19 protein-coding genes are annotated in these 20,557 nt (G+C 36.0%); 6 read left to right on the forward strand and 13 right to left on the reverse strand.

Annotated elements, in window-relative coordinates; translation table 11 throughout:
* Positions 1-142 precede the first annotated feature (142 nt).
* The gene (locus EG359_RS07220) at positions 143-1,201 is read right to left on the reverse strand and encodes an NADH:flavin oxidoreductase (RefSeq protein ID WP_084180313.1); all 1,059 of its coding nucleotides are present in this window, start codon (positions 1,199-1,201) and stop codon (positions 143-145) included.
* A 164-nt stretch (positions 1,202-1,365) separates the two neighbouring features.
* Between EG359_RS07220 and EG359_RS07225 the strand changes: the two genes are divergently transcribed.
* On the forward strand, positions 1,366-1,749 hold the full coding sequence (locus tag EG359_RS07225; RefSeq protein WP_076352202.1) for a winged helix-turn-helix transcriptional regulator: 384 nt from the start codon (positions 1,366-1,368) through the stop codon (positions 1,747-1,749).
* 9 nt (positions 1,750-1,758) lie between these two features.
* On the opposite strand, the gene EG359_RS07230 is transcribed toward EG359_RS07225, so the two are convergent.
* Both EG359_RS07230 and EG359_RS07235 read right to left on the reverse strand, forming a co-directional pair.
* Entirely contained in the window at positions 1,759-2,493 is a 735-nt protein-coding gene (locus EG359_RS07230; protein WP_076352203.1) for an HNH endonuclease, read from the reverse strand.
* Positions 2,494-2,526: 33 nt separating this feature from the next.
* Positions 2,527-3,261, reverse strand: a complete 735-nt coding sequence (locus EG359_RS07235; protein ID WP_076352204.1) for a class I SAM-dependent methyltransferase — start codon at positions 3,259-3,261, stop codon at positions 2,527-2,529.
* Positions 3,262-3,423: 162 nt separating this feature from the next.
* On the opposite strand from EG359_RS07235, the gene EG359_RS07240 reads away from it, so the two are divergent.
* Complete coding sequence (locus EG359_RS07240) at positions 3,424-3,840, forward strand: carboxymuconolactone decarboxylase family protein (RefSeq protein ID WP_076352205.1); 417 nt, start codon at positions 3,424-3,426, stop codon at positions 3,838-3,840.
* Between the two features lie 55 nt (positions 3,841-3,895).
* Here EG359_RS07240 and EG359_RS07245 read toward each other — a convergent pair whose 3' ends face one another.
* The 6 genes from EG359_RS07245 to queA all read right to left on the reverse strand — a co-directional run bounded on the left by EG359_RS07245 (position 3,896) and on the right by queA (position 12,106).
* Positions 3,896-6,328 (reverse strand): alpha-ketoacid dehydrogenase subunit alpha/beta, encoded by a 2,433-nt coding sequence (locus tag EG359_RS07245; protein ID WP_076352206.1) that lies wholly within the window; start codon positions 6,326-6,328, stop codon positions 3,896-3,898.
* Between the two features lie 430 nt (positions 6,329-6,758).
* Positions 6,759-7,736, reverse strand: coding sequence for a polyprenyl synthetase family protein (locus EG359_RS07255; RefSeq protein ID WP_076352207.1), 978 nt, complete (start codon positions 7,734-7,736; stop codon positions 6,759-6,761).
* 72 nt (positions 7,737-7,808) lie between these two features.
* The gene (locus EG359_RS07260; RefSeq protein WP_076352208.1) at positions 7,809-8,687 is read right to left on the reverse strand and encodes a hypothetical protein; all 879 of its coding nucleotides are present in this window, start codon (positions 8,685-8,687) and stop codon (positions 7,809-7,811) included.
* Positions 8,688-8,894: 207 nt separating this feature from the next.
* The gene (locus EG359_RS07265; RefSeq protein ID WP_084180314.1) at positions 8,895-9,839 is read right to left on the reverse strand and encodes a sterol desaturase family protein; all 945 of its coding nucleotides are present in this window, start codon (positions 9,837-9,839) and stop codon (positions 8,895-8,897) included.
* Between the two features lie 76 nt (positions 9,840-9,915).
* Entirely contained in the window at positions 9,916-10,950 is a 1,035-nt protein-coding gene (rlmN, locus tag EG359_RS07270) for a 23S rRNA (adenine(2503)-C(2))-methyltransferase RlmN (RefSeq protein WP_076352210.1), read from the reverse strand.
* A gap of 106 nt (positions 10,951-11,056) precedes the next feature.
* The gene (queA, locus tag EG359_RS07275; RefSeq protein WP_076352211.1) at positions 11,057-12,106 is read right to left on the reverse strand and encodes a tRNA preQ1(34) S-adenosylmethionine ribosyltransferase-isomerase QueA; all 1,050 of its coding nucleotides are present in this window, start codon (positions 12,104-12,106) and stop codon (positions 11,057-11,059) included.
* A 244-nt stretch (positions 12,107-12,350) separates the two neighbouring features.
* Here queA and EG359_RS07280 point away from each other — a divergent pair, with 244 nt between their 5' ends.
* From EG359_RS07280 to EG359_RS07295, 4 genes are all read left to right on the forward strand, one after another.
* Positions 12,351-13,043, forward strand: a complete 693-nt coding sequence (locus EG359_RS07280) for an AIM24 family protein (protein ID WP_076352740.1) — start codon at positions 12,351-12,353, stop codon at positions 13,041-13,043.
* 209 nt (positions 13,044-13,252) lie between these two features.
* Positions 13,253-14,650: a Gfo/Idh/MocA family protein gene (locus EG359_RS07285; RefSeq protein WP_076352212.1), complete on the forward strand. Its 1,398-nt coding sequence runs from the start codon at positions 13,253-13,255 to the stop codon at positions 14,648-14,650.
* On the forward strand, positions 14,640-15,548 hold the full coding sequence (locus tag EG359_RS07290; RefSeq protein ID WP_076352213.1) for a sugar phosphate nucleotidyltransferase: 909 nt from the start codon (positions 14,640-14,642) through the stop codon (positions 15,546-15,548). Before EG359_RS07285 ends, EG359_RS07290 begins: the two co-directional genes overlap by 11 nt.
* The gene (locus EG359_RS07295) at positions 15,539-16,570 is read left to right on the forward strand and encodes a phosphotransferase enzyme family protein (RefSeq protein WP_076352214.1); all 1,032 of its coding nucleotides are present in this window, start codon (positions 15,539-15,541) and stop codon (positions 16,568-16,570) included. Before EG359_RS07290 ends, EG359_RS07295 begins: the two co-directional genes overlap by 10 nt.
* Positions 16,571-16,713: 143 nt before the next feature.
* On the opposite strand, the gene EG359_RS07300 is transcribed toward EG359_RS07295, so the two are convergent.
* From EG359_RS07300 to EG359_RS07315, 4 genes are all read right to left on the reverse strand, one after another.
* Positions 16,714-17,205 (reverse strand): DNA-deoxyinosine glycosylase, encoded by a 492-nt coding sequence (locus EG359_RS07300; RefSeq protein ID WP_076352215.1) that lies wholly within the window; start codon positions 17,203-17,205, stop codon positions 16,714-16,716.
* Between the two features lie 107 nt (positions 17,206-17,312).
* Positions 17,313-19,307 (reverse strand): S9 family peptidase, encoded by a 1,995-nt coding sequence (locus tag EG359_RS07305; RefSeq protein WP_076352741.1) that lies wholly within the window; start codon positions 19,305-19,307, stop codon positions 17,313-17,315.
* A 357-nt stretch (positions 19,308-19,664) separates the two neighbouring features.
* The gene (locus tag EG359_RS07310; RefSeq protein ID WP_076352216.1) at positions 19,665-20,009 is read right to left on the reverse strand and encodes a phage holin family protein; all 345 of its coding nucleotides are present in this window, start codon (positions 20,007-20,009) and stop codon (positions 19,665-19,667) included.
* A gap of 114 nt (positions 20,010-20,123) precedes the next feature.
* Positions 20,124-20,546 (reverse strand): PaaI family thioesterase, encoded by a 423-nt coding sequence (locus EG359_RS07315; RefSeq protein WP_076352217.1) that lies wholly within the window; start codon positions 20,544-20,546, stop codon positions 20,124-20,126.
* Positions 20,547-20,557: the final 11 nt, after the last annotated feature.

Consider the following 20,557-nt stretch of genomic DNA (forward strand, 5'->3'; position numbering starts at 1 on the left):
TAAATAGGTGAAAATTAAATATAAAATAAAGTGAATTATGCTGATTAATATGAATGGTGAAACGTTAATTTCGCTTTACAAGTGAATAAATTATGCTGTAAAAAATTACCCGTAAAGCTTATCTCATTCTTCCCAATTCATATTAAAATAATACGCTCATACTTTCTGCTGAAAAGTCTAAAAGTTCCTCAACGTTTCCATCTTTGATCTTTTTTACCCATTGATAATCCTGCAAAATAGCACGTCCTACGGCAACAAGATCAAACTCCTCATTATCAAGTCTTCTTATTAACTCTGTAAGGTCTGTTTTTTCTGTTCCCTGGCCTGCAAAAGCATTTAAGAAATCTCCGTTTAAACCTACAGAACCCACGGTAATGGTTGGTTGGCCTGTAATTTTCTTAGCCCAACCTGCAAAGTTTAAATCAGAACCTTCAAATTCCGGCTCCCAAAAACGACGCTGTGAACAGTGGAAAATATCTACTCCGGCTTCTTTTAATGGCAACAACCAGTCTTCCATTTCATTAGGTGTAAAGGCAAGTCTAGTCTTATAATCCTGCTGTTTCCATTGCGAAAGACGAAGAATAATGGTAAAGTCCTCTCCTACCGCTGCTCTGATAGCTTTTACTACATCCACAGCAAATCGGCTTCTTTCCTTTAAGGTTTTCCCGCCGTATTCATCTGTTCTTGTATTGGTTACTTCCCAGAAAAACTGATCGATAAGATACCCATGTGCACCATGAATTTCAAGACAGTCAAAACCAAGATCCTTTGCGGATTTTGCAGAAGCTGCAAACTGTGCAATTGTATCCTGAATATCCTCAATGGTCATTGTTGAAGCCTTTTCCATTGGAACTAAAGGATAGTCTTCAGACATTCTTGTATCTCCTACATGCCAGATCTGCGGTCCCATTTTACCACCATTCTGATGTACGGTGTCTATTACGTTTTTCCAGCCGTTTAAAGCTTCTGTTCCGTAGAAATCCGGGATGTTTTGTACATTCTTTGACCCGGGTCTGTTGATAACAGTTCCTTCAGAAAGAATCAGCCCCACTTCTGAAGCAGCTCTTCTTCCGTAATAGTCTGCTATGTTCTGTGTAGGAACTCCATTGTCAGATTGTGCTCTGGTCATTGGAGCCATTACGATTCTATTTTTAAGCTCTAGATTCTTGTATTGAAACGGTTTAAATAATGATGTACTCATAATTTAAAATTGTATTTTATAATTGTTACACAAAGTAACTAATAATAGTTCGTTTTTGTATCTTTCATTGAAAAAATAGTGGTAACTTCGCAGTAACTTACATTAGTAACATAAAAGTAACGTATGAGATTTTGGTTTCATATGGCTTAAGAAAATGTATCCCTATGAAAAAGAATGAATTAATGCAATACAGCTGTCCTCTGGGCAAGGCAATGGCCGCGCTGGGAAGCAAATGGAAACCCATCATTGTTCTGGTTATCAAGGACAGAAAATTACGCTTTGGAGAGCTTGCTGTACGCATTAACGTAATCTCCAGAAAGGTATTGACTGATCAATTGAGGGAAATGGAAAGCGATGGATTGATTATCCGTGAAGAATTTAAGGAACTTCCTCCAAGGGTAGAATATTCTCTTACTGAAAAAGGATTGGCACTGCTTCCAATTTTATATTTATTGGAAGAATGGGAGGCAAAATATCAAGTAAAAGGACTATATGATAAGGATTGTAGCCTGGTAGATAATAAAATAAAAAAGGCTGTCAATGTTTGACAGCTTTTTTTATATAATCTTATTTTTAATAATTTGTCTTAATTTATCAATTGACATATCTTCTACATTTCGATGAAGCATTCTATGACAATTTGAACAAACAATTGCTAAGTCTTCCAATATCGTTTTCTGTCTAGATTCATAAGTTGACAAAGGTTTTATATGATGACATTCAATAAATTCATATCCAATTTCTCCATATTTTTCATGAAAATCAAAATTACAAACTTCACATTCTAATTTTCCTTTCTCCTTTAGCACGTTATTCTTTTTAGTCCTTATCAATCCACTATCTCTCTCCTTTAGTTTATGTAATTTATATAAAATCTCACCTTCAAAACTTTCTTTAACAGAGCTATCAATCTCATCTTCAATTTTATAAAGTTTAATTAATGTTTCTTTTTCATGGATTGAATCTAAAATCAAATTAGCAATTCGTTTCAATTCACTTCCTTTTTTATAAAATTCATTAAAAGTTTCTTCATCTAGCTTAGAATAACTGGATAGTCCTTGATTTTCATTATCTGCATCAATAGCCATAAAATTACTTAATTTCATTGCTACACCGCTCGGGCTCCTGAAATTCAACTTCCTTTCTTCTTCAGAATATATTGGTAGTTTATTTAATTTTTCTGACAGCTCTATAACCTGAAAATTAGTTTTGGTGAATAAATTAGAGTCAAGCTCATAGTATAGATTTAAAGTTAAAATTAATTCATCTCTATGCCATCTAGGGTTTTTCATGGAATATTTTTAAATGTAAAATTAGCTTATATATTATTTCTTTATAATCAGCATATTGGCAAAAGGGGTAATCTTTTTATTCTCCACGATCTTTAATCCGGAGGGTGCAATGGCATTTTTCCATTGTTTCCAGCTTAAAAAATGAAATGCTCCGATATTAAAAAAGATAAAATTGGTAGTATCTCTAAATTGCTCTGAAACAATAATTATCCCTCCTTTCTTCAAGACTCTTTTAGCTTCCTTAAAGAACAAAACTCTTTTCTGATGGTCTAGAACTTCATGGAGAGCGGTCACGGCAAGAATTACATCCTGAGATTCGTCTTCAAATGGTAATGCCTCTACAGCTATTTTTATTTCTTTGGGATTTGGAGGAAACGTTTTTTTAGAAACTTCAATACCGCTTTCATGTTCATGTCTGTTTCCATAAATATCACAAACCGTAAGTTTCAAATGAGGATATTTTTCTTCCAATCTCCTAGATAAAGGGTCAAAACTAGCATGAATAAGGACTGCGCTTTCAATGGTGTTCCAGTTAACAGTGTTTTCTAAATTATTCAGTTCATACAGATCGGAATTATCATAAAGCCAATAAGATGCTACCAGAGATGCTATAATATTTAAAACAATAAGACCACTCAGTCCCCATAGCAACAGGCTAAAAACACTTGAATGAAGCTGAAATGATAATATCAAAAGAAGAATGGAGACAACAACTCCAAGCAGAATCTTTTTATAGTTGAATAGAATAACTAATTTGGTAATTTTCATGGTAGTTTTTGTTGTCTCTTGATTTCAAATTTACAAACTTATTCTGCAATAAAATTCACTTTATTTTAAAAAGTACTTTCAAAAAGGTAAGTATAGAACCAAAAAGTAAGTATATGGCTTCTCAACTATTTCTGATGCAACTTTGCATAAAAATTTTTCATTATGAACTATAAAGACATCGCTAAAGAAACCATTGGGAACCTGTATAAAGCTCACACAAGCATTAGAAAATCGGGTATTGATGAAAAGCTTATTGCCTTGGCAGAACTACGTGTATCTCAAATCAACGGATGTGCGTATTGCTGTAGTTATCATGCAAAAGAATTGTCCAACTTTGGCCTTGAACAGGACATTATTAATAGGCTTCCAGGCTGGAAGCACACCAAAGTCTTCAATAATCAACAAACGCTTGTTTTAAGCTGGGCTGAAGCTATAACCAACAATACTGATAATTGGCATGAAATCAAGAAAAAACTTGTAGAACATTTTTCTGAACGGGAAATTGTAGAATTAACTGCCAGTATCACTTTAATGAGTACTTTGAATAAACTGAGGATTACGTTGGCTGAAGAAGATTAAAAAACTAGGGCTTTCAGAAATCTGAAAGCCCTAGTTGATATTATTTTAATCCTAATTAGAATATCGCAGGATATTTCTGAGGATTTGTTTCATTAAACATTGCGTAGATTTTTTCTACCATATCGTCTGTAGACGGCTTGCTGAAATAATCACCATCACTTGCATAGGCAGGTCTGTGATCATTTGCAGAGATTGTCAACGGATCTGAATCCAGGTATCTGAAAGCTTTTTGCTTTTCAAGAATCTGCTGTAGGATAAATCCTGTTGTTCCTCCTTCCACATCTTCGTCAATCACTACTAACCTGTTAGTTTTCTTAACGCTTTCAGCAATTTCGTGAGATAAATCGAAAGGAATTAATGACTGGATATCAATAACTTCTGCAGAAATTCCTAGTTTTTCTAATTCATTAGCTGCTTCAGTTACCACTCTCCATGTAGAACCGTAAGTTACTAAGGTAACATCTTTTCCTTCTTTTGTAACTTCAATTTTACCTACAGGCACAGTGAATTCACCTAGGTTATCTGGCTGTTTTTCTTTTAATCTGTAACCGTTCAGACATTCTACAATGATTGCCGGCTCGTCTGCCTGAAGCATTGTGTTGTAGAAACCAGCTGCTTTAGTTAAACTTCTTGGAACCAATACTAAAATACCTTTTGAAAGGTTAAGAATTCCTGCCATTGGAGAACCTGAGTGCCAGATTCCTTCTAATCTGTGACCTCTTGTTCTGATAATCAATGGAGCTTTTTGACCTCCTTTAGTTCTGTAATGTACGGTTGCCAAATCATCACTCATTCCCTGTAAACAGTAAAGAACATAATCCAGATATTGGATTTCAGCAATAGGTTTCAATCCTCTCATTGCCATACCAATCCCTTGTCCAAGAATTGTAGCTTCACGAATTCCTGTATCGGCGATACGTAAAGCACCGTATTTTTCCTGCATTCCTTCCAATCCTTGGTTTACGTCACCGATGTTTCCGGTATCTTCACCAAAGATTAATGTTTCAGGATATTTTTCAAAGATTTTATCAAAGTTATTTCTGATAACTACTCTTCCGTCTACATCTTCAGAACTATCAGAATATACAGGCTTGATTTCCTGAATGTTTTCAGCTTTCCACTCAGATTGAGAGTATAGGTGAGATGAGTAATTGTCTTTTTCAACTTCTGCTACCTCATTGTACTTCTGCATCAATTGATTTCTTTCTGCAGAGTTTGTTCCTCTTGTAGCCAATAAAGCTTTTCTTGCTAAATGGAATACATCTTTCTTAGCTTTTGAAACTAATTTATTGAAATGAGTAATATAAGTTTCTACTTCAGCATTCTGTCCTTTAAGGTTTTCTACTAAAGGTAAAACTGACTGAATTAAATCCTTGATCGCGTTCTGGTAATTATCCCAAGCTGCTTTCTGCCCTGTTTTAGCTTTCTTTTTTGCTTCTTCATCAATTGCATCTAACTCTTCAGCAGTAGCAATAACTTCTTCTTTTCCTTCAATTTCGATAGAATAGTTAAGAATCCATTCTCTGAATTTTACTAATCCATCAAACTCAGCTTCCCAAGCAAGACGTGCTTCATTTTTATATCTTTCGTGAGATCCTGATGTAGAGTGTCCTTGAGGTTGGGTAACGTCTATTACATGAACCACTACAGGAACGCTTTCTGTTCTGGCAAAGTGCTCTGCTCTTGCATAGGCATCTAATAATGCAGGATAATCCCAAGCCTTCACCTGAATAATCTCACATCCTTGGTTTTCTCCTTCTTTTCTCTGGAAACCGCTTAACATTTCGCTGATATCAGCTTTTGCTCTCTGGTTTTTTGTAGGAACTGAAATTCCATATCCATCATCCCAGATTGAAACGATCATAGGAACCTGAAGTGCACATGCAGCATTTAATGTTTCCCAGAAGTGACCCTCTGCTGTAGATGCATCCCCAATGGTTCCGAAAGCAATTTCATTACCTTCTTTTGAGAATTTTTCTGAACCCTCAAATTTTACACTTTTATAAATGGTAGATGCCTGAGCTAATCCTAGTAACCTTGGCATTTGACCTGCTGTAGGAGAAATATCTGAAGAAATGTTCTTCTGTGCCGTAAGATCTTTCCAGCTTCCGTCTTCATTTAAACTTCTTGTTGCGAAGTGACCGTTCATCTGTCTTCCAGCTGAAGCAGGTTCTCTTTCCACGCTTGTATCCGCATACATCTGTGCAAAGAAACTTTCTACTGTTAAGGCATCTATTGCTAATGCAAAAGTCTGGTCTCTATAATACCCTGAACGGAAGTCTCCATTTCTGAAAACCTTCGCCATTGCAAGCTGAGGAAGCTCCTTACCATCCCCAAAAATTCCGAATTTAGCTTTTCCGGTAAGTACTTCTCTCCTTCCGAGATAAGACATTTCACGAGAAATCCTTCCTAACCTGTAATCTTCAAGTATCTGATTTTTAAAATCTTGAAAGGATATTTGCTGTGTTTCAATATAGGTTGTTTGCATAGCTAAGTAAAAAAGTTTTTATTCTTCAAGTATTTTGCTAATATACAATTTTTAAATTAATTTTAATTTTTAATAATCTTTTTTAAAAATTTGATAATAAAAAAATTGTGCTTTATTTTGAAAAAAATTGTAAAGATGGAAAAAAAATCACCTCATATACTGAACGCATCGAGTAATCTTTTAGGGTTTTCACTGATTATTATTACCTCTCTGAAAATCACCAAAATCAGCCGCAGTACATATTTAGACGAATTCGCAGGCGTTGCCTGTCTTCTTTTTGCATGCAGCTGCTTTTTTTCGTTCCTGGCTATCAGAACGAGAAATAAAAAGCGGGAATACACGTTTGAGACTATTGCGGATTATTTATTTTTAATCGCTTTATTTTGTATAGTTCTAGCTGTTATTATTGTAACCCTAAAAATTATTTAATTTAAAATTTTCGCTCAATTACATAATCCAGCATAATATGTAAAGACCTTCTTGCTTCAGAATCCGGAAATTCATTAAGAATATCCTTTGCTTTCTGCTGAAAATCTTTCATAATGGTAATCGCGTACTCCAAGCCACCGGAATTCTTTACAAATTCTATCAGTTCCTTTACTCTTTTGGGATTGTTATTATAACGCTTGATGGTATCAAAATAGTATTTTCTATCCTTTTCGTTGGCAATTTTCAAGGTATGAATTAAAGGCAGTGTCATTTTCTGTTCTTTAATATCAATTCCTACAGGTTTACCAATCACATTGGAACTTAAGTAATCGAAAAGGTCATCCTTGATTTGGAAAGCCATTCCTGTATAGGTTCCAAAATCCAACATTTTTTTAGCAAGAATCTCATCTGTACTGTTGGAAAGAACTCCAATTTCACAGCACGCAGCAATTAAAGTGGCTGTTTTCTGTCGAATAATTTCATAGTAAACATCTTCCGTTATGTCCAATTTTCTGGCTTTCTCCAATTGAAGAAGCTCTCCTTCGGACATTTCGCGGATCGTTCTTGAAATCACTCCAAGCAAGTCATAATCTTTATGGTCTGTGGACAATAAGACTGATTTTGATAAAAGATAATCTCCTACCAAAACCGCAATTTTATTCTTCCATAATGCATTAATGGAGAAAAAATTACGACGCTTAAAACTTTCATCCACCACATCATCATGTACTAATGTAGCAGTATGAATTAATTCTATCATGGAAGCTCCACGATAGGTCTTTTCGGTAACATCCCCTACCAGCTTGGCACAAAGAAATACAAACATAGGACGCATCTGTTTCCCTTTAGTAGTAACAATAAAACGAGTTACCTTGTCTAACAAAGGGACTTTACTCTGCATCGATTCATAAAACTTTTGCTCGAAAAGTTTCATTTCCTCATTAATCGGTTGCTTGATTTCTTCTACGGTATTTGCCACAATCTGCGAATGCTGGGTGAATAATTATTAATTCTCACAAAGATAATTTTTTTCGCTCAATTTTAAGAAAAATTAATCCCTGAGTTGTTCTTTTGGAACAAAATAAAGTGCCGGCTTTGTACTACCTAATGGAGATTTGAACTTTTCTCCGGATAGATATATTCCCATTTGGTCTACGGCAACTCCCTCAATCTGCCCAATTGATAAGGAACTTCCCAAGTAATAATGCCTTGGTCTTTCTTTAAAGAATATTCCCGGTTCAGTTTCATTGAAAACATCTAAAAAGACTTCTGTCTTCTTGGTATACCCTACTAAATAGAGTTTTTTCTCAAAATAGGCAGCATCGGTTACCATAAAATTCGTTTTATAGGTTTCTACTTTTGCAGCATCCTGTTTTTCATTTAATTCAGGATCTATCACATAATGCACAGTTGCTTTTGAAGCCCATTCTTTTGTGAAAAGATGAAGTTTTCCGTTGGTATAAACCATGGCCTCCGCATCATAATCTGTATTAAAGTAGGTGGATTTATAATCAGTTTGTTCAGGATAATGAAACTTAATTTCCTTGACCTGCCCATTTTGTAGGCTGTCTCCCTGGAAAGGAACTTTATAAATGGTAAGATGTCTTCTGCTTCCATCATTGTTTCCAAAGTCTCCTATATAAAAATGAGTCCCATCATTCGTCAAGGCTTCCCAATCAGTATTTCTGGCATTCACTTTTAAGGTTTTTATGACTTCTCCTGAGGTTTTATTGATCTCAAACAGTTCTGGAGCATTTCCACTATCATTAAAGGTGTACAATTTTCCATTAAAGAAATTCAATCCGGAAGTCTCCTGAATTTTATTATCCAAATAGTTGATTCTATATTTTTTTATTTTCAGGAAATCTGCCTGTTGAGAAAACGCAGTTTGAAAGGCAAGAAAAGCCAATAACAGAAATGTTCTTTTCATAGAGCAAAAATAAGGTTTTATGTTTAAATGAGACAGGATTCGGATGGAAGTTTCGAGGTAGATTATGTTTGATGATATTAGATTTGAATCAGAACAGATGTACAATTTTGCAATTCCATACTTTCTCCATTTCTAATTCCTATATAACAGAAAAACGAGCTAAAAAGCCCGTCTCTCCTATAGATTTTATTGATTTTCATTTTTTGATTAAGCAGTCTTTTGCTCTTTCTGATTTTTCTCTTGTTCTTTTCTCGCCTGTTTTTCAAAGTATTCTTTCTGATATTGTCTTACCGTCTTCCCGGTACCATCATGCCTCCATCCCGGAGAATTGAAAATATAGTTGACTCTATCAGTAAACTTTAGTCCAGGTTGCTTAATATCTTTCCAGATCTTTCTCCATTCGTAAAAAAGAACTGTATCCGGTCTATTGTCAGGCATTTTTGGATAGATACCATATTTCACAGGAATATTGGGGTCTTCTTTTTGGAAAGTACCAAACATTTTATCCCAGATAATCAGACACATACCCATATTTTTATCCAGATACTTAATGTTACAAGCATGATGTACACGGTGGTGAGAGGGGGTTACTAAAACATATTCTAAAACTCCCATGCTCTTCACAGTTTGTGTATGCACCCATGTTCCATATACCTGCCCTATGGCATAAGCAACCATAATGTGCCAAGGACTAAATCCTAAAAATGCCAATGGAGAAAAGTAGAGATATCTGTAAAGCGGCTGTAGTACCGGACTTCTGAATCCTGTTGTAATGTTAAAGTATTCTGAGCTATGGTGTGTAATATGAACTGCCCAAAATGCTCTGGAACGGTGATCAACATAATGCAAAACATAGTAGGCAAAATCTGTAATAACAAAACAAGCCAGCAGATACCAAATACTAAGATCCCATGAAAAAAGTTTGTGATTGTAAAAGAAAAACATCACCCCCATGGCAAACGTCTTCATGATAAGGTCAAGACCAAAGTTCATCAACGCCAGATAAACGTTTGTTGCAAGATCTTTTCCACTATATAATTTCGCCTCTGAAACGTGGCTGTAAATCATTTCAGCTAAAATAACAGCCGCAAATAATGGAACTGACCATGCATATACATGTTCTAAACCATTCTCGCTCATTAAACTCTCCATCATCACAAAAAAATTTGTGCAAAGGTAGGGTTTTCAGCCATCTTCTAACGAAAGCTTAGGTCTTTTTAAGGAAATTTTAATCGGTGGCTTTGTTTGCTAATTGCCCGCAAGCAGCATCAATATCTCCTCCTCGGCTTCTTCTTACCATTACTGTAATTCCTGCATTTTCAAGCTGTCGGATATAATTTTCTTCTGCCTGTTTGTTGCACTGGTCATACTTTCCATCCCCAATCGGGTTGTATTGAATAAGGTTTACCTTGGAAGGAACCTGTTTGCAGTATTTTATTAAAGCCTTAATATCTTCATCCCCATCATTAATTCCTTTCCATACACAGTATTCAAAAGTAATCACTGAACCGGTTTTCTGATACCAGTACTGAAGTGATTCCATGATGTCTGTTAACGGAAATTTATCTGAGAAAGGCATGATTTCATTACGCTTTACTTCGATGGCTGAGTGAAGGGACAATGCCAGTTTCACACGCAATTCATCATCAGCAAGCATTTTAATCATTTTTGGAATTCCGGATGTAGAAACGGTAATTCTTCTTGGAGACATTCCCAAGCCCTCTGGTTGGGTAATTTTCCTAATCGCTTCCACTACATTTTTGTAGTTCATCATTGGTTCTCCCATTCCCATGAATACGATATTGGAAAGCGGTCTGTCAAAATACATTCTGCTCTGGCTGTCAATAAGTGCCACCTGGTCTACAATTTCAGCAACCTCAAGGTTTCTCATCCTTTTCAGTCTTGCTGTAGCACAGAATTCGCAGTTTAATGAGCAGCCTACCTGTGAAGATACACAAGCAGTAGTTCTTGTTTCTGTTGGAATAAGAACTGATTCTACTAACAGTCCGTCGTGAAGCTTCACCCCATTTTTAATGGTTCCGTCAGAACTTTTTTGAAGAAGATCTACAGAAACGGGGTTAATGGTATACTCTTCAGCAATTCTTTCACGAAGAGATTTCGAAAGATTCGTCATTTCATCAATCGAATGGAGGTTTTTACTCCATAGCCAGTCATAGACCTGTTTCGCACGAAACGGCTTTTCTCCTAAAGATACAAAGTAATCTTTAAGCTGATCTAGAGATAATATACGGATATCTTTCATTTATTGTAAAAGTATAATGTAAAATGTACAAAGTAATAAAACGACGTATTTATTATATTAATTAAAAAATACATTGTACTTTGTACATTCTACATCAATACATAATTTATAGAATTAACATTGCGTCACCGTAAGAATAGAATTTATACTTTTCTTTTACGGCCTCTTCATAAGCTTGCATAATAAAGTCTCTTCCTGCAAATGCAGCAATCATCATGATCAATGTAGACTTTGGTGTATGGAAGTTTGTGATCATTGTGTTAGCAACTCCGAAATCATGAGGTGGATAAATGAATTTATTTGTCCAACCATTGAAAGCAGAGATTTTTTTGTTGGAAGAAACAGAAGTTTCCAAAGCTCTCATTGTTGTAGTACCTACTGCGCAAACTCTTCTGTGAGATTCTACTGCATTGTTGATTATAGCAGCATTTTTTTCATCAATGATGATCTCTTCAGATTCCATTTTGTGCTTAGAAAGATCTTCTACCTCAATTGGGTTGAAAGTTCCTAATCCTACGTGAAGGGTAACCTCAGCAAAATCGATTCCTTTGATCTCTAATTTCTTCATTAAGTGTCTGGAGAAGTGAAGACCTGCTGTAGGTGCAGCAACTGCTCCCTCCACTTTAGCGTAGATCGTCTGGTATCTTTCTGCATCTTCCGGTTCTACTGCTCTTTTAATATATTTTGGAAGTGGAGTTTCTCCCAGTTCTTTTAATTTCGTTCTGAATTCATCGTAAGAACCGTCGAATAAGAATCTTAATGTTCTTCCTCTTGAAGTTGTATTATCGATAACCTCAGCTACCAAAGATTCATCTTCAGTGAAGAATAACTTGTTACCAATTCTGATTTTTCTTGCCGGATCTACCAAAACATCCCAAACTCTGGTTTCTTTATCAAGCTCTCTTAAAAGGAAAACCTCAATTTTAGCACCTGTTTTTTCTTTATTTCCATAAAGACGTGCAGGGAAAACCTTAGTATTGTTGAAGATAAACAAATCCTTCTCATCAAAATAATCTACGACATCCTTGAATAATTTGTGCTCGATAGTTTGTGTTTTTCTATCAAGAACCATTAATCTAGCTTCGTCTCTGTGCTCTGATGGGTGTTCTGCTAATAATTCCGCAGGAAGATCAAAATTAAAATCTGATGTTTTCATTTTTTAAATTACGGTTTAAAAATTATTGTAATTACATGGTGTAATTTTCGGAGTGCAAATATACGACATTGAATACCCCTTTGTCAAGTATTATTTACAATCAAATGTAAAACACTGACTACGCGGGAGTTTTTTAGACAAAAAAAGATTATTTTAGTCCCAAATTAAAAATAAGTTGGTTGAATCTGTAAGCAAAATTTACTTTATGGATAATATCCACACCAACATACATAAAATTATAACTATGAGCAAATATTCAATTGAAGCATTCATTAACGAAACAAAGGAAAATCCGCAACTAAGGGATTATTTCGAGCTGGAAACAAAACACCTTTTAGAAATCAACCTGAATAATCAGGCTGTATGGACAAAAAGAGGAAGCATGGTAAGCTATGTTGGAAATATTAATTTCGAAAGACAGGGCATGCTGTCAGGTGGTATCGGAAACCTTTTGAAAAAGGCTATCAGTGGAGAAGGAAGTAAGCTGATGAAAGCTGAAGGCACCGGAAAGCTGTATGTTGCAGATTCCGGGAAAAAAGTACGTATTCTTTACTTGAACAATGAGTCTGTCTGCGTGAATGGCAATGATGTTTTAGCTCATGAACAAAGTGTAAAAAGTGATATCACGATGCTTAAAAGCATTGCAGGAATGATGTCTGGTGGTCTTTTTCAGGTAAAACTTTCCGGAACAGGTCATATTGCCATTACCACTCACGGAGATCCCCTTACCTTGCTGGTAACGCCAGATACTCCCGTTTTCACAGATCCTAATGCCACTGTCGCATGGTCCGGAAACCTCAGCCCGGAACTTAAAACCAATGTTTCCTTTAAAAGCCTGATAGGAAGAGGAAGTGGTGAAGAGTTTCAAATGAAGTTTTCAGGACACGGATGGGTTCTGATTCAGCCTTATGAAGAAGTTTATCTTATGGAGAAATAAGCATAAGTAGTATAATATAAAATGGCTGTCTTGGATTTTTCTGAGGCAGTTTTTTTTCTAAGAAATTAGAGAATATAAGACCTGGAAATTATCCCATCTAAAACAAAATGACTCTTCAACACGCTCTCCCACTCTAAATCTCCCCAACTCAACAGCTCCCATTCCATCGTTGTTTGCAAAAGTTTTAATATATTTAGAAAAAAAAATAGATGGACAATAGCACTTCCCGCAGAAGCTTTATCAAAACAGCAGCTTTAGCAAGTTTTGGGGCATTGGTTTTACCTAATTCTTTATTTGCCTATTCAAATGATTTTAAAACAGATAAAAAAGTCCGTGTTGGCTTCATTGGAGTAGGTCTTCGCGGGCAGGAGCATGTCAAATTACTGGCAAAGCGCAGTGATGTAGAAATCGTAGCATTTGCAGATCCTGATAAAAGGATGCTGGCCGCTTCTCAAAAAATATTAAAGGACAATAATAAACCGGCTGCCCAGGAGTTTTCAAACGGTGATTATGACTATCGAAGTCTTTTAAAATTAAAAACAATAGACGCTGTTGTCATTGCTACTCCTTGGGAATGGCATCTTACTCAGGGTGTAGAAGCTATGCGTGCTAAAAAAATTGTAGGTATGGAGGTTTCCGGAGCTATAAAGCTTCAGGACTGTTGGGAATTCGTGAAAGTATATGAAGAAACTAAGGTTCCTATTTTCATGATGGAAAATGTATGCTACCGAAGAGATATCATGGCTATCCTGAATATGGTTCGTAAGGGTATGTTTGGAGAATTGGTTCATGGAAGAGGCGGTTATCAGCATGATTTAAGAGGTGTGCTTTTCAATGATGGGGTTACGCCTTACAATTCCGGAGCGGAATTTGGTGAAAAAGGTTTCAGTGAAGCTAAGTGGAGAACCGATCATTATGTAAAACGCAACGGAGAACTTTATCCTACCCACGGGCTAGGCCCTGTTGCCATGATGATGGATATCAACAGAGGAAACCGTTTAACAAGACTTTCTTCGTTCTCATCCAAATCTGTAGGATTGCATAAATATGTTGTAGAACATGCTAAGGGCGGGGAAAATCATCCGAGTGCCAAAGTAAAATTCAATCAGGGAGATATTGTCACTACACAAATTGCCTGTGAAAACGGCGAAACCATACTTTTAACGCATGACACCAGCTTGCAGAGACCTTATGATTTAGGATTCCGTGTGCAGGGAACTGAGGGGTTATGGCAGGATTTCGGTTGGGGAGATTTCAACCAGGGAAATATCTATTTTGAAAAAACTATGAATCACAGCCACCGTTGGGATAATACGGAAAAATGGATGAAAGAATATGACCATCCCATGTGGAAGAGGTTTGAAAATACAGCTGCCGGTGCCGGGCATGGCGGGATGGACTTCTTTGTGATGAACACCTTTATTGAATGTATCAAGCGAAATATAGAATTCCCGATGGATGTTTATGACCTTGCCTTATGGTACTCCATTACTCCATTGAGTGAAGAGTCTATTGCCAAGGGAGGACAGGTTGTTGATATTCCTGATTTTACCAACGGAAAATGGAAAACCCGTAAACCTGTATTTGGAATGACCGATGAATTCTAAAAAGACATTACTCATATTAGCAGGTGGATTGGGAAGCCGTTACAAAGGTCTTAAGCAAGTGGATGGAATACTCGATAATGGTTCGCCGATTTTGGAGTATTCTATCTATGATGCTCTGGAGGCAGGTTTCTCTAAGGTGGTTATTATTGTCAATCAATTAATTCCTCAAAGTTATATTGAACGGCTCAATGCAATATCTGAAGCAAAAGGTTTCGAAATTCATTGGGTATATCAGGAAATGAACAGCATTCCGATACAGGATTTTGATTACTCACAACGTCAGAAGCCTTGGGGTACAGGACACGCAGTTCTTTGTGCAAAAGAAGTGGTACAGGAGCCTTTTGTCATGATTAATGCAGATGATTTTTATGGCAAAGAAGCTTATCAACTGGCTTCAAAAGAAATAGAGCTTCATCATATTTCAGATTTACAATTGGGGATGGCGGCTTATCCCGTAAACACTACTTTGAGTGGTAACGGAACTGTTGCAAGAGGAATATGTACCTTAGATTCTGAAAACTTCTTGATGAATGTAGAGGAACAAACCTCTATTCAAAGGGTAAATGGTTCAGTCATCTACACTGAAAATGGGGTAAGCGTAGAAATTGCTCCCGACACCTTGGTTTCAATGAATTTTTTCATCTTTCATCCGAGTATTTTTACTTCATTGGAAGATTATTTTTATGATTTCATAGCATCAAAGCCTACGATAGCCCAAGAGTTTTATATTCCTTCTGCTGTACAGAGAATGATTGATGAAAAAAGAGCTAAAGTAATGGTTAAGGCATCACCATCTCAATGGATGGGAGTAACCTATGCGGATGATAAAAAGAATATCAAGGATTTTCTGACATCCGAAATTCAAAAAAACAGATATCCGGAAGATTTATGGAATTAAAAGATATTATCATTCAATTTATTGGCACCGAAAATTGCATAATCTCTCCCATCAACAACGGATTGATTAATACAACTTATCTTGTAGAAAATAAGGAAAACGAAGAAAAGTTTATTCTGCAAAAGATCAATCATCATGTTTTCAAACAGCCTGAAATTATCATCAACAATCACTTAGCGGTCAACCACCTTCTTCAAAATAGTAATTATCCGTTACTCTTCATCAAACCCATTTCATCTTCCATCGGAAACTTCATTGTAAAAGATGAGAATATGGAATCATGGAGAATGACCGGTTTTATAGAGGATACCAAAACTTTCTTTAAAATACCGGATTCCGCCACAGCCTATGCATCAGCAAAGGCAATAGGGCGCTTTCTCAACGCGATTAATCCCAATACTCTACCAGATATCCAAACACCAATTCCTGATTTTATCAATTTTGAAAAAAGAATTTTAGATTATAAAGATTCTTTGCATGGAGCTGACCGTACTTTACTCAATAATGCTTCTGCTGAAATTGAAGCTACCAACCAGCTACTATCATTGCCACAACAATGGATTGATATGGAAAAAAGTCATTTGCTTCCCAAAAGGATTATTCATGGAGATCCTAATATCAGAAATATTCTTTTCAAAGAATCAAGACCTCTGGCTATTATCGATCTGGATACCGTAATGATTTCCACACTGTTATATGACTTTGGTGATATTACCAGATCTTATACCAATACAACCAATGAAGATGATGGAACTGCCAAGGAGAATTTCAACACTGAAATATATCAGGCTGTAAAAGAGGGCTTTTTATTTGACTTAAAAGAAAAACTGGTTTCTGAAGAAATTGAAAATCTTGATTATGCAGCACAGGTTGTAATCTACATTCAGGCGGTACGTTTTCTGACAGATTATCTGAATGGAAGTACCTATTATTCTACCAACTATGCTGAACATAACCTGGATAGAACAAGAAATCAGCTGGAGCTATTGAAAGGATTGAAAAAGTATTTGGAAATTGATTAAACCACAAAAGGCACAAAAGTTTTTTAACACTTTAGTTATTTCAAGTTACAGAATTTACGCATCATAAGTACACATAAGTTTTTGAAAATCTCTGATTTTCTTCTAAAGTGAACTTACTTATATTGTATCATTTTGGAAAAAAATTATTTCAGAAATTCAAGAATTTTCTTCCATTCTTCAAACTTTCTCTCAAAGGAGATGGTGTGGAGTGGACTTGTAGATGGCAACAGAAAAATAGGCAGTCTATAGTTTTTTCCTAAAAGTTTTTGTAAGTTTTTATAAGATTTTCCTCCGTTACTGAAAACTGCTTTAATGTTAGTATATTCATCCAGCAGTTCAGCAATTTGATTGGCTTCTTCATTTTTAATTTCAGAATCCAGGCTTCCTTTTCTTTCACAGGAATCAATGACGTCCCAAAGGGCAATATGATGTTTCTTTAATACTTCCAGTCTTTTGCTATAATCTTCGGTAAATTCCTCATTCAGTAATTCCAAGATGATTTTCCAGAATTTATTTTGCGGATGGGCATAATATTGTTGCTTTTCCAATGATTTTACTCCCGGAATGGAGCCTAGAATTAAAATTTCAGACTGATCATCAATATGCGGTGGAAATGAGGAAATACGGTTTTGCATATTCAAATATATACATTTTGGCTAAAGCCTTTGGAACTTTTGTAATAAAAAAGCGGGCTAAAGCCCGCTTCTATTAATGTTCAGAATTAAAATTTGTTCTTTAATTCCTATAAAGTTTCTTTCAACCAGTCGAAGAATTCTCTCTGCCATACCAATCCGTTTTGTGGATGAAGTACCCAGTGATTTTCATTCGGGAAATAAACCAACTTAGATTTTAATCCTCTTAGTTTCGCTGCCTGGAAAGCTTCTTGCCCTTGCTCGTAAGGTACACGGAAATCAATTCCTCCCTGAACAATCATGATTGGCTTATTCCATTTTTCTACGAAGTTGCTTGGGTTAAATTCTGTATAAGCTTTTGGCTGTGGTTTTTCCCATGGTGAACCAATGTCCCAGTTCGCAAACCAAAGTTCTTCAGTTGTTAGATACCAAGATTTCATATCAAATAATCCATCATGTGCAATGAATGTTTTGAATCTATTTTCATGAATTCCGGCCAGCATAAATACGCTATATCCTCCGTAACTTGCTCCAACAGCTGCCACTCTCTCTCCGTCTACATACGGTAATGTTTTTGCATAATCTGTTGCCGCAAGGTAGTCTCTCATAGGTTGTCCACCCCAATCTTTTGAAATCTCTTCATTCCATTTTGTACCCCATCCCGGCATACCTCTTCTGTTTGGTGCCACTACAATGTAATCGTTTGCTGTCATTAAAGCAAAGTTCCATCTTACGCTGAAATATTGTGTTAATGCAGACTGTGGTCCTCCCTGGCAGTATACCAATGTTGGATATTTTTTATTCGGATCAAAGTTTGGCGGATAATGGAACCATACTCCCATTTCTTTACCATCCGAAGTTTTTACCATTTTAAGTTCAGATTTTCCTTGAGCCAGCTTAGCATAAGCATCTTTATTGGCTTCGGTAACCTGCTTCATTTCTCCATTTTTAAGGTTTACAGAGAAAAGTTCCGTAGCATGGTTTACATCTGTTCTTCCTACTAAAAGTGAAGTTTTATTATCTGTAAAAATCTCGTTAACGTCAAAATCACCTTTAGTAATCTGCTGTACCTTTCCAGATTTAGAATCTAATGAGAAAAGCTGTTTTGTTCCTCTGTACGCTGCTGTAAAATAGATCGTTTTAGAATCTGCACCCCAAAGTACATCTCCTGAAACACTGTCATCCCAAGCTGCAGTAAGATTAGTTGTCTTTCCAGACTTCCAATCCATGATTTTTACATCATTTTTGTCAGCTTCATAACCATCTCTGGCCATACTTTGCCAAACCAATGATTTGCCATCCGGACTGAATTTAGGATTAACATCGTAACCTTTGTTAGCTTCCGTTAGATTTTTAGTGGTACCCGTTGCCATATCATAGGCAAAAATATCAGTATTGGTACTTGTAGCATACTCCTTACCGCTTTTAGGTTTTGTAACATATAAAAGCTGTGCAGAATCCGGACTCCAGATGAAATCCTCGGCACCTCCGAAAGGTCTTTGCGGAGAATCCCATGTTTTACCCTCTAACAGATCTTTAGCAACCTCTACTTTATCAGAAGTGTTCACTACAAATACGTGGTTGTATTTCCCTTCATTAAAGTAATCCCAGTGTCTGTGGTTCAGATCTGTATATACCTGAGCTGTAGTTTTAGGAGTATCACTGTATTTGTCCTTACCCATTAGCTTCTCCACCAAAACCTGCTTACTGAAAGCAATTTTCTTTCCGTCAGGAGAAATAACCACATTGTCAGCTTCACCAATGGTGTAGAACTCAGCCCATGTTTTTCCGGCATCTTTTGAAAGATAGATTTTATCTCCCTCTTGTGCATAGATTCCGTTTTTATCCCATTGAATCAGGTTTTTTTTACCAAAATCAATTTTGGAAGACTGATTATTAAGAACATTCAGAAAGTAGTTCTCGTTTTTTGTTTTTTCTGTTTTCAGATCTACCTGTCCTACTTTATAGATAAGAGAAGCCTGATCCGGAGAAACTGCCTGCACTCCCACTTTTTTCAAAGTCCAAAGAATTTCAGGCGTCATTACTTGTTGTGCATTCATTAAAAGCGGAGCTGCCAGAGCCAGCAGACTGTACTTAAGTTTCATATGTTGATATTCATTTTTTAGCGGAATTATGAATTCTACAGATTTCAGCAATTCCTTTTATTAAATTCAAAGATTGCCAAAGTTAATATTTAAAATAAAAATTACCGAAAGAATTAACACTAAAGTTGATATTATATGGTAAAATAGTAAAGAAGACAAATAAAGTAGGAAAAGTTGATATGAGAAATTGAAAATAGCACATAAAGAAAACTTGTAAATTTATCTTTACTGGAACTAACCGCTTCTCATCTCACAAATTCCAATATATTTTATACTCCCCTCAAACTTTCTTGTTTTTCAACAAAAAAGCCCGTCAGTACAATACCAACGGGCTTTTTATTTTTATTTTCAAATCAATTACTCTCCATCAGAGAACATGGAGTTCGCCAGAGAGGTAACAATTGACAATAGAATACTAAAGATAAATGCCCACCAGAAACCATCTACCACCATACTGTCTATAAAGTAATCGGCAATCAGAATAATCCCGGCGTTAATTACCAAAGCAAAGAATCCTAATGTAAGAATGGTAAGCGGAAGTCCGAAAAGGCTTAGAATAGGTTTTACAAATATGTTTAAAACCCCAAGTACAATAGCAAATATAATTGCCGTTGAAAACCCTTCAAAATGTACTCCCGGTAAAATTTTAGTTAAAAGATAGGCAACTATTGCAGTTACAAACAATCGGATAATTAAATTCATTTCTTATTTTTTTTAATAGTTATGGGGTGTATGGAGCAAAAGCCATTCCATTTCGGATAAAAAGATTTCATTAAAACTCTTTATTTTAAGGAATATTTTACTTAACCTACATTGTTATCTTATTTTCATCATGGTCACCAGCGACGTTGCCACATGGCTCTCCGATTCTGAACTTTCATTCCGAACATAGATCTCAGTTCTTATCACACTGATTTTCGTTCCACCTTTGATGACGTAGGACTTAGAAACCAGGGCGTCCCCCATTGCCGGACGAAGATAGTTTACCTTTAACTCAACAGTTACCACGTAGCAATCTTCTGCATAATGGCTCACAGCCGCATATCCCGAGGAAACATCTACCAAAGAGGCAATCATTGCTCCATTAAACATTCCTGCTTTTCTGGTCATCATTTCCATTTTGGGGATTTTGATGGATACGAAATCAGTTTCCACTTCCAATAGTTCTGCCTTGTAAAATTTCAGAATTTCTGAACGGTTGAAACTGTCTGTAACGAGTTTTCTTTTCTCTGGGGTCATTGCTTTTTTAA

This window comes from Chryseobacterium joostei (assembly GCF_003815775.1).
GTDB classification, from domain to species: Bacteria; Bacteroidota; Bacteroidia; order Flavobacteriales; family Weeksellaceae; genus Chryseobacterium; species Chryseobacterium joostei.

Coding starts and splice junctions, on each gene's coding strand:
- EG359_RS07220 (WP_084180313.1), bottom strand. CDS start 1,201: ATGAGTACATCATTATTTAAACCGTTTCAATACAAGAATCTAGAGCTT.
- EG359_RS07225 (WP_076352202.1), top strand. CDS start 1,366: ATGAAAAAGAATGAATTAATGCAATACAGCTGTCCTCTGGGCAAGGCA.
- EG359_RS07230 (WP_076352203.1), bottom strand. CDS start 2,493: ATGAAAAACCCTAGATGGCATAGAGATGAATTAATTTTAACTTTAAAT.
- EG359_RS07235 (WP_076352204.1), bottom strand. CDS start 3,261: ATGAAAATTACCAAATTAGTTATTCTATTCAACTATAAAAAGATTCTG.
- EG359_RS07240 (WP_076352205.1), top strand. CDS start 3,424: ATGAACTATAAAGACATCGCTAAAGAAACCATTGGGAACCTGTATAAA.
- EG359_RS07245 (WP_076352206.1), bottom strand. CDS start 6,328: ATGCAAACAACCTATATTGAAACACAGCAAATATCCTTTCAAGATTTT.
- EG359_RS07260 (WP_076352208.1), bottom strand. CDS start 8,687: ATGAAAAGAACATTTCTGTTATTGGCTTTTCTTGCCTTTCAAACTGCG.
- EG359_RS07265 (WP_084180314.1), bottom strand. CDS start 9,839: ATGGAGAGTTTAATGAGCGAGAATGGTTTAGAACATGTATATGCATGG.
- rlmN (WP_076352210.1), bottom strand. CDS start 10,950: ATGAAAGATATCCGTATATTATCTCTAGATCAGCTTAAAGATTACTTT.
- queA (WP_076352211.1), bottom strand. CDS start 12,106: ATGAAAACATCAGATTTTAATTTTGATCTTCCTGCGGAATTATTAGCA.
- EG359_RS07280 (WP_076352740.1), top strand. CDS start 12,351: ATGAGCAAATATTCAATTGAAGCATTCATTAACGAAACAAAGGAAAAT.
- EG359_RS07285 (WP_076352212.1), top strand. CDS start 13,253: ATGGACAATAGCACTTCCCGCAGAAGCTTTATCAAAACAGCAGCTTTA.
- EG359_RS07290 (WP_076352213.1), top strand. CDS start 14,640: ATGAATTCTAAAAAGACATTACTCATATTAGCAGGTGGATTGGGAAGC.
- EG359_RS07295 (WP_076352214.1), top strand. CDS start 15,539: ATGGAATTAAAAGATATTATCATTCAATTTATTGGCACCGAAAATTGC.
- EG359_RS07300 (WP_076352215.1), bottom strand. CDS start 17,205: ATGCAAAACCGTATTTCCTCATTTCCACCGCATATTGATGATCAGTCT.
- EG359_RS07305 (WP_076352741.1), bottom strand. CDS start 19,307: ATGAAACTTAAGTACAGTCTGCTGGCTCTGGCAGCTCCGCTTTTAATG.
- EG359_RS07310 (WP_076352216.1), bottom strand. CDS start 20,009: ATGAATTTAATTATCCGATTGTTTGTAACTGCAATAGTTGCCTATCTT.
- EG359_RS07315 (WP_076352217.1), bottom strand. CDS start 20,546: ATGACCCCAGAGAAAAGAAAACTCGTTACAGACAGTTTCAACCGTTCA.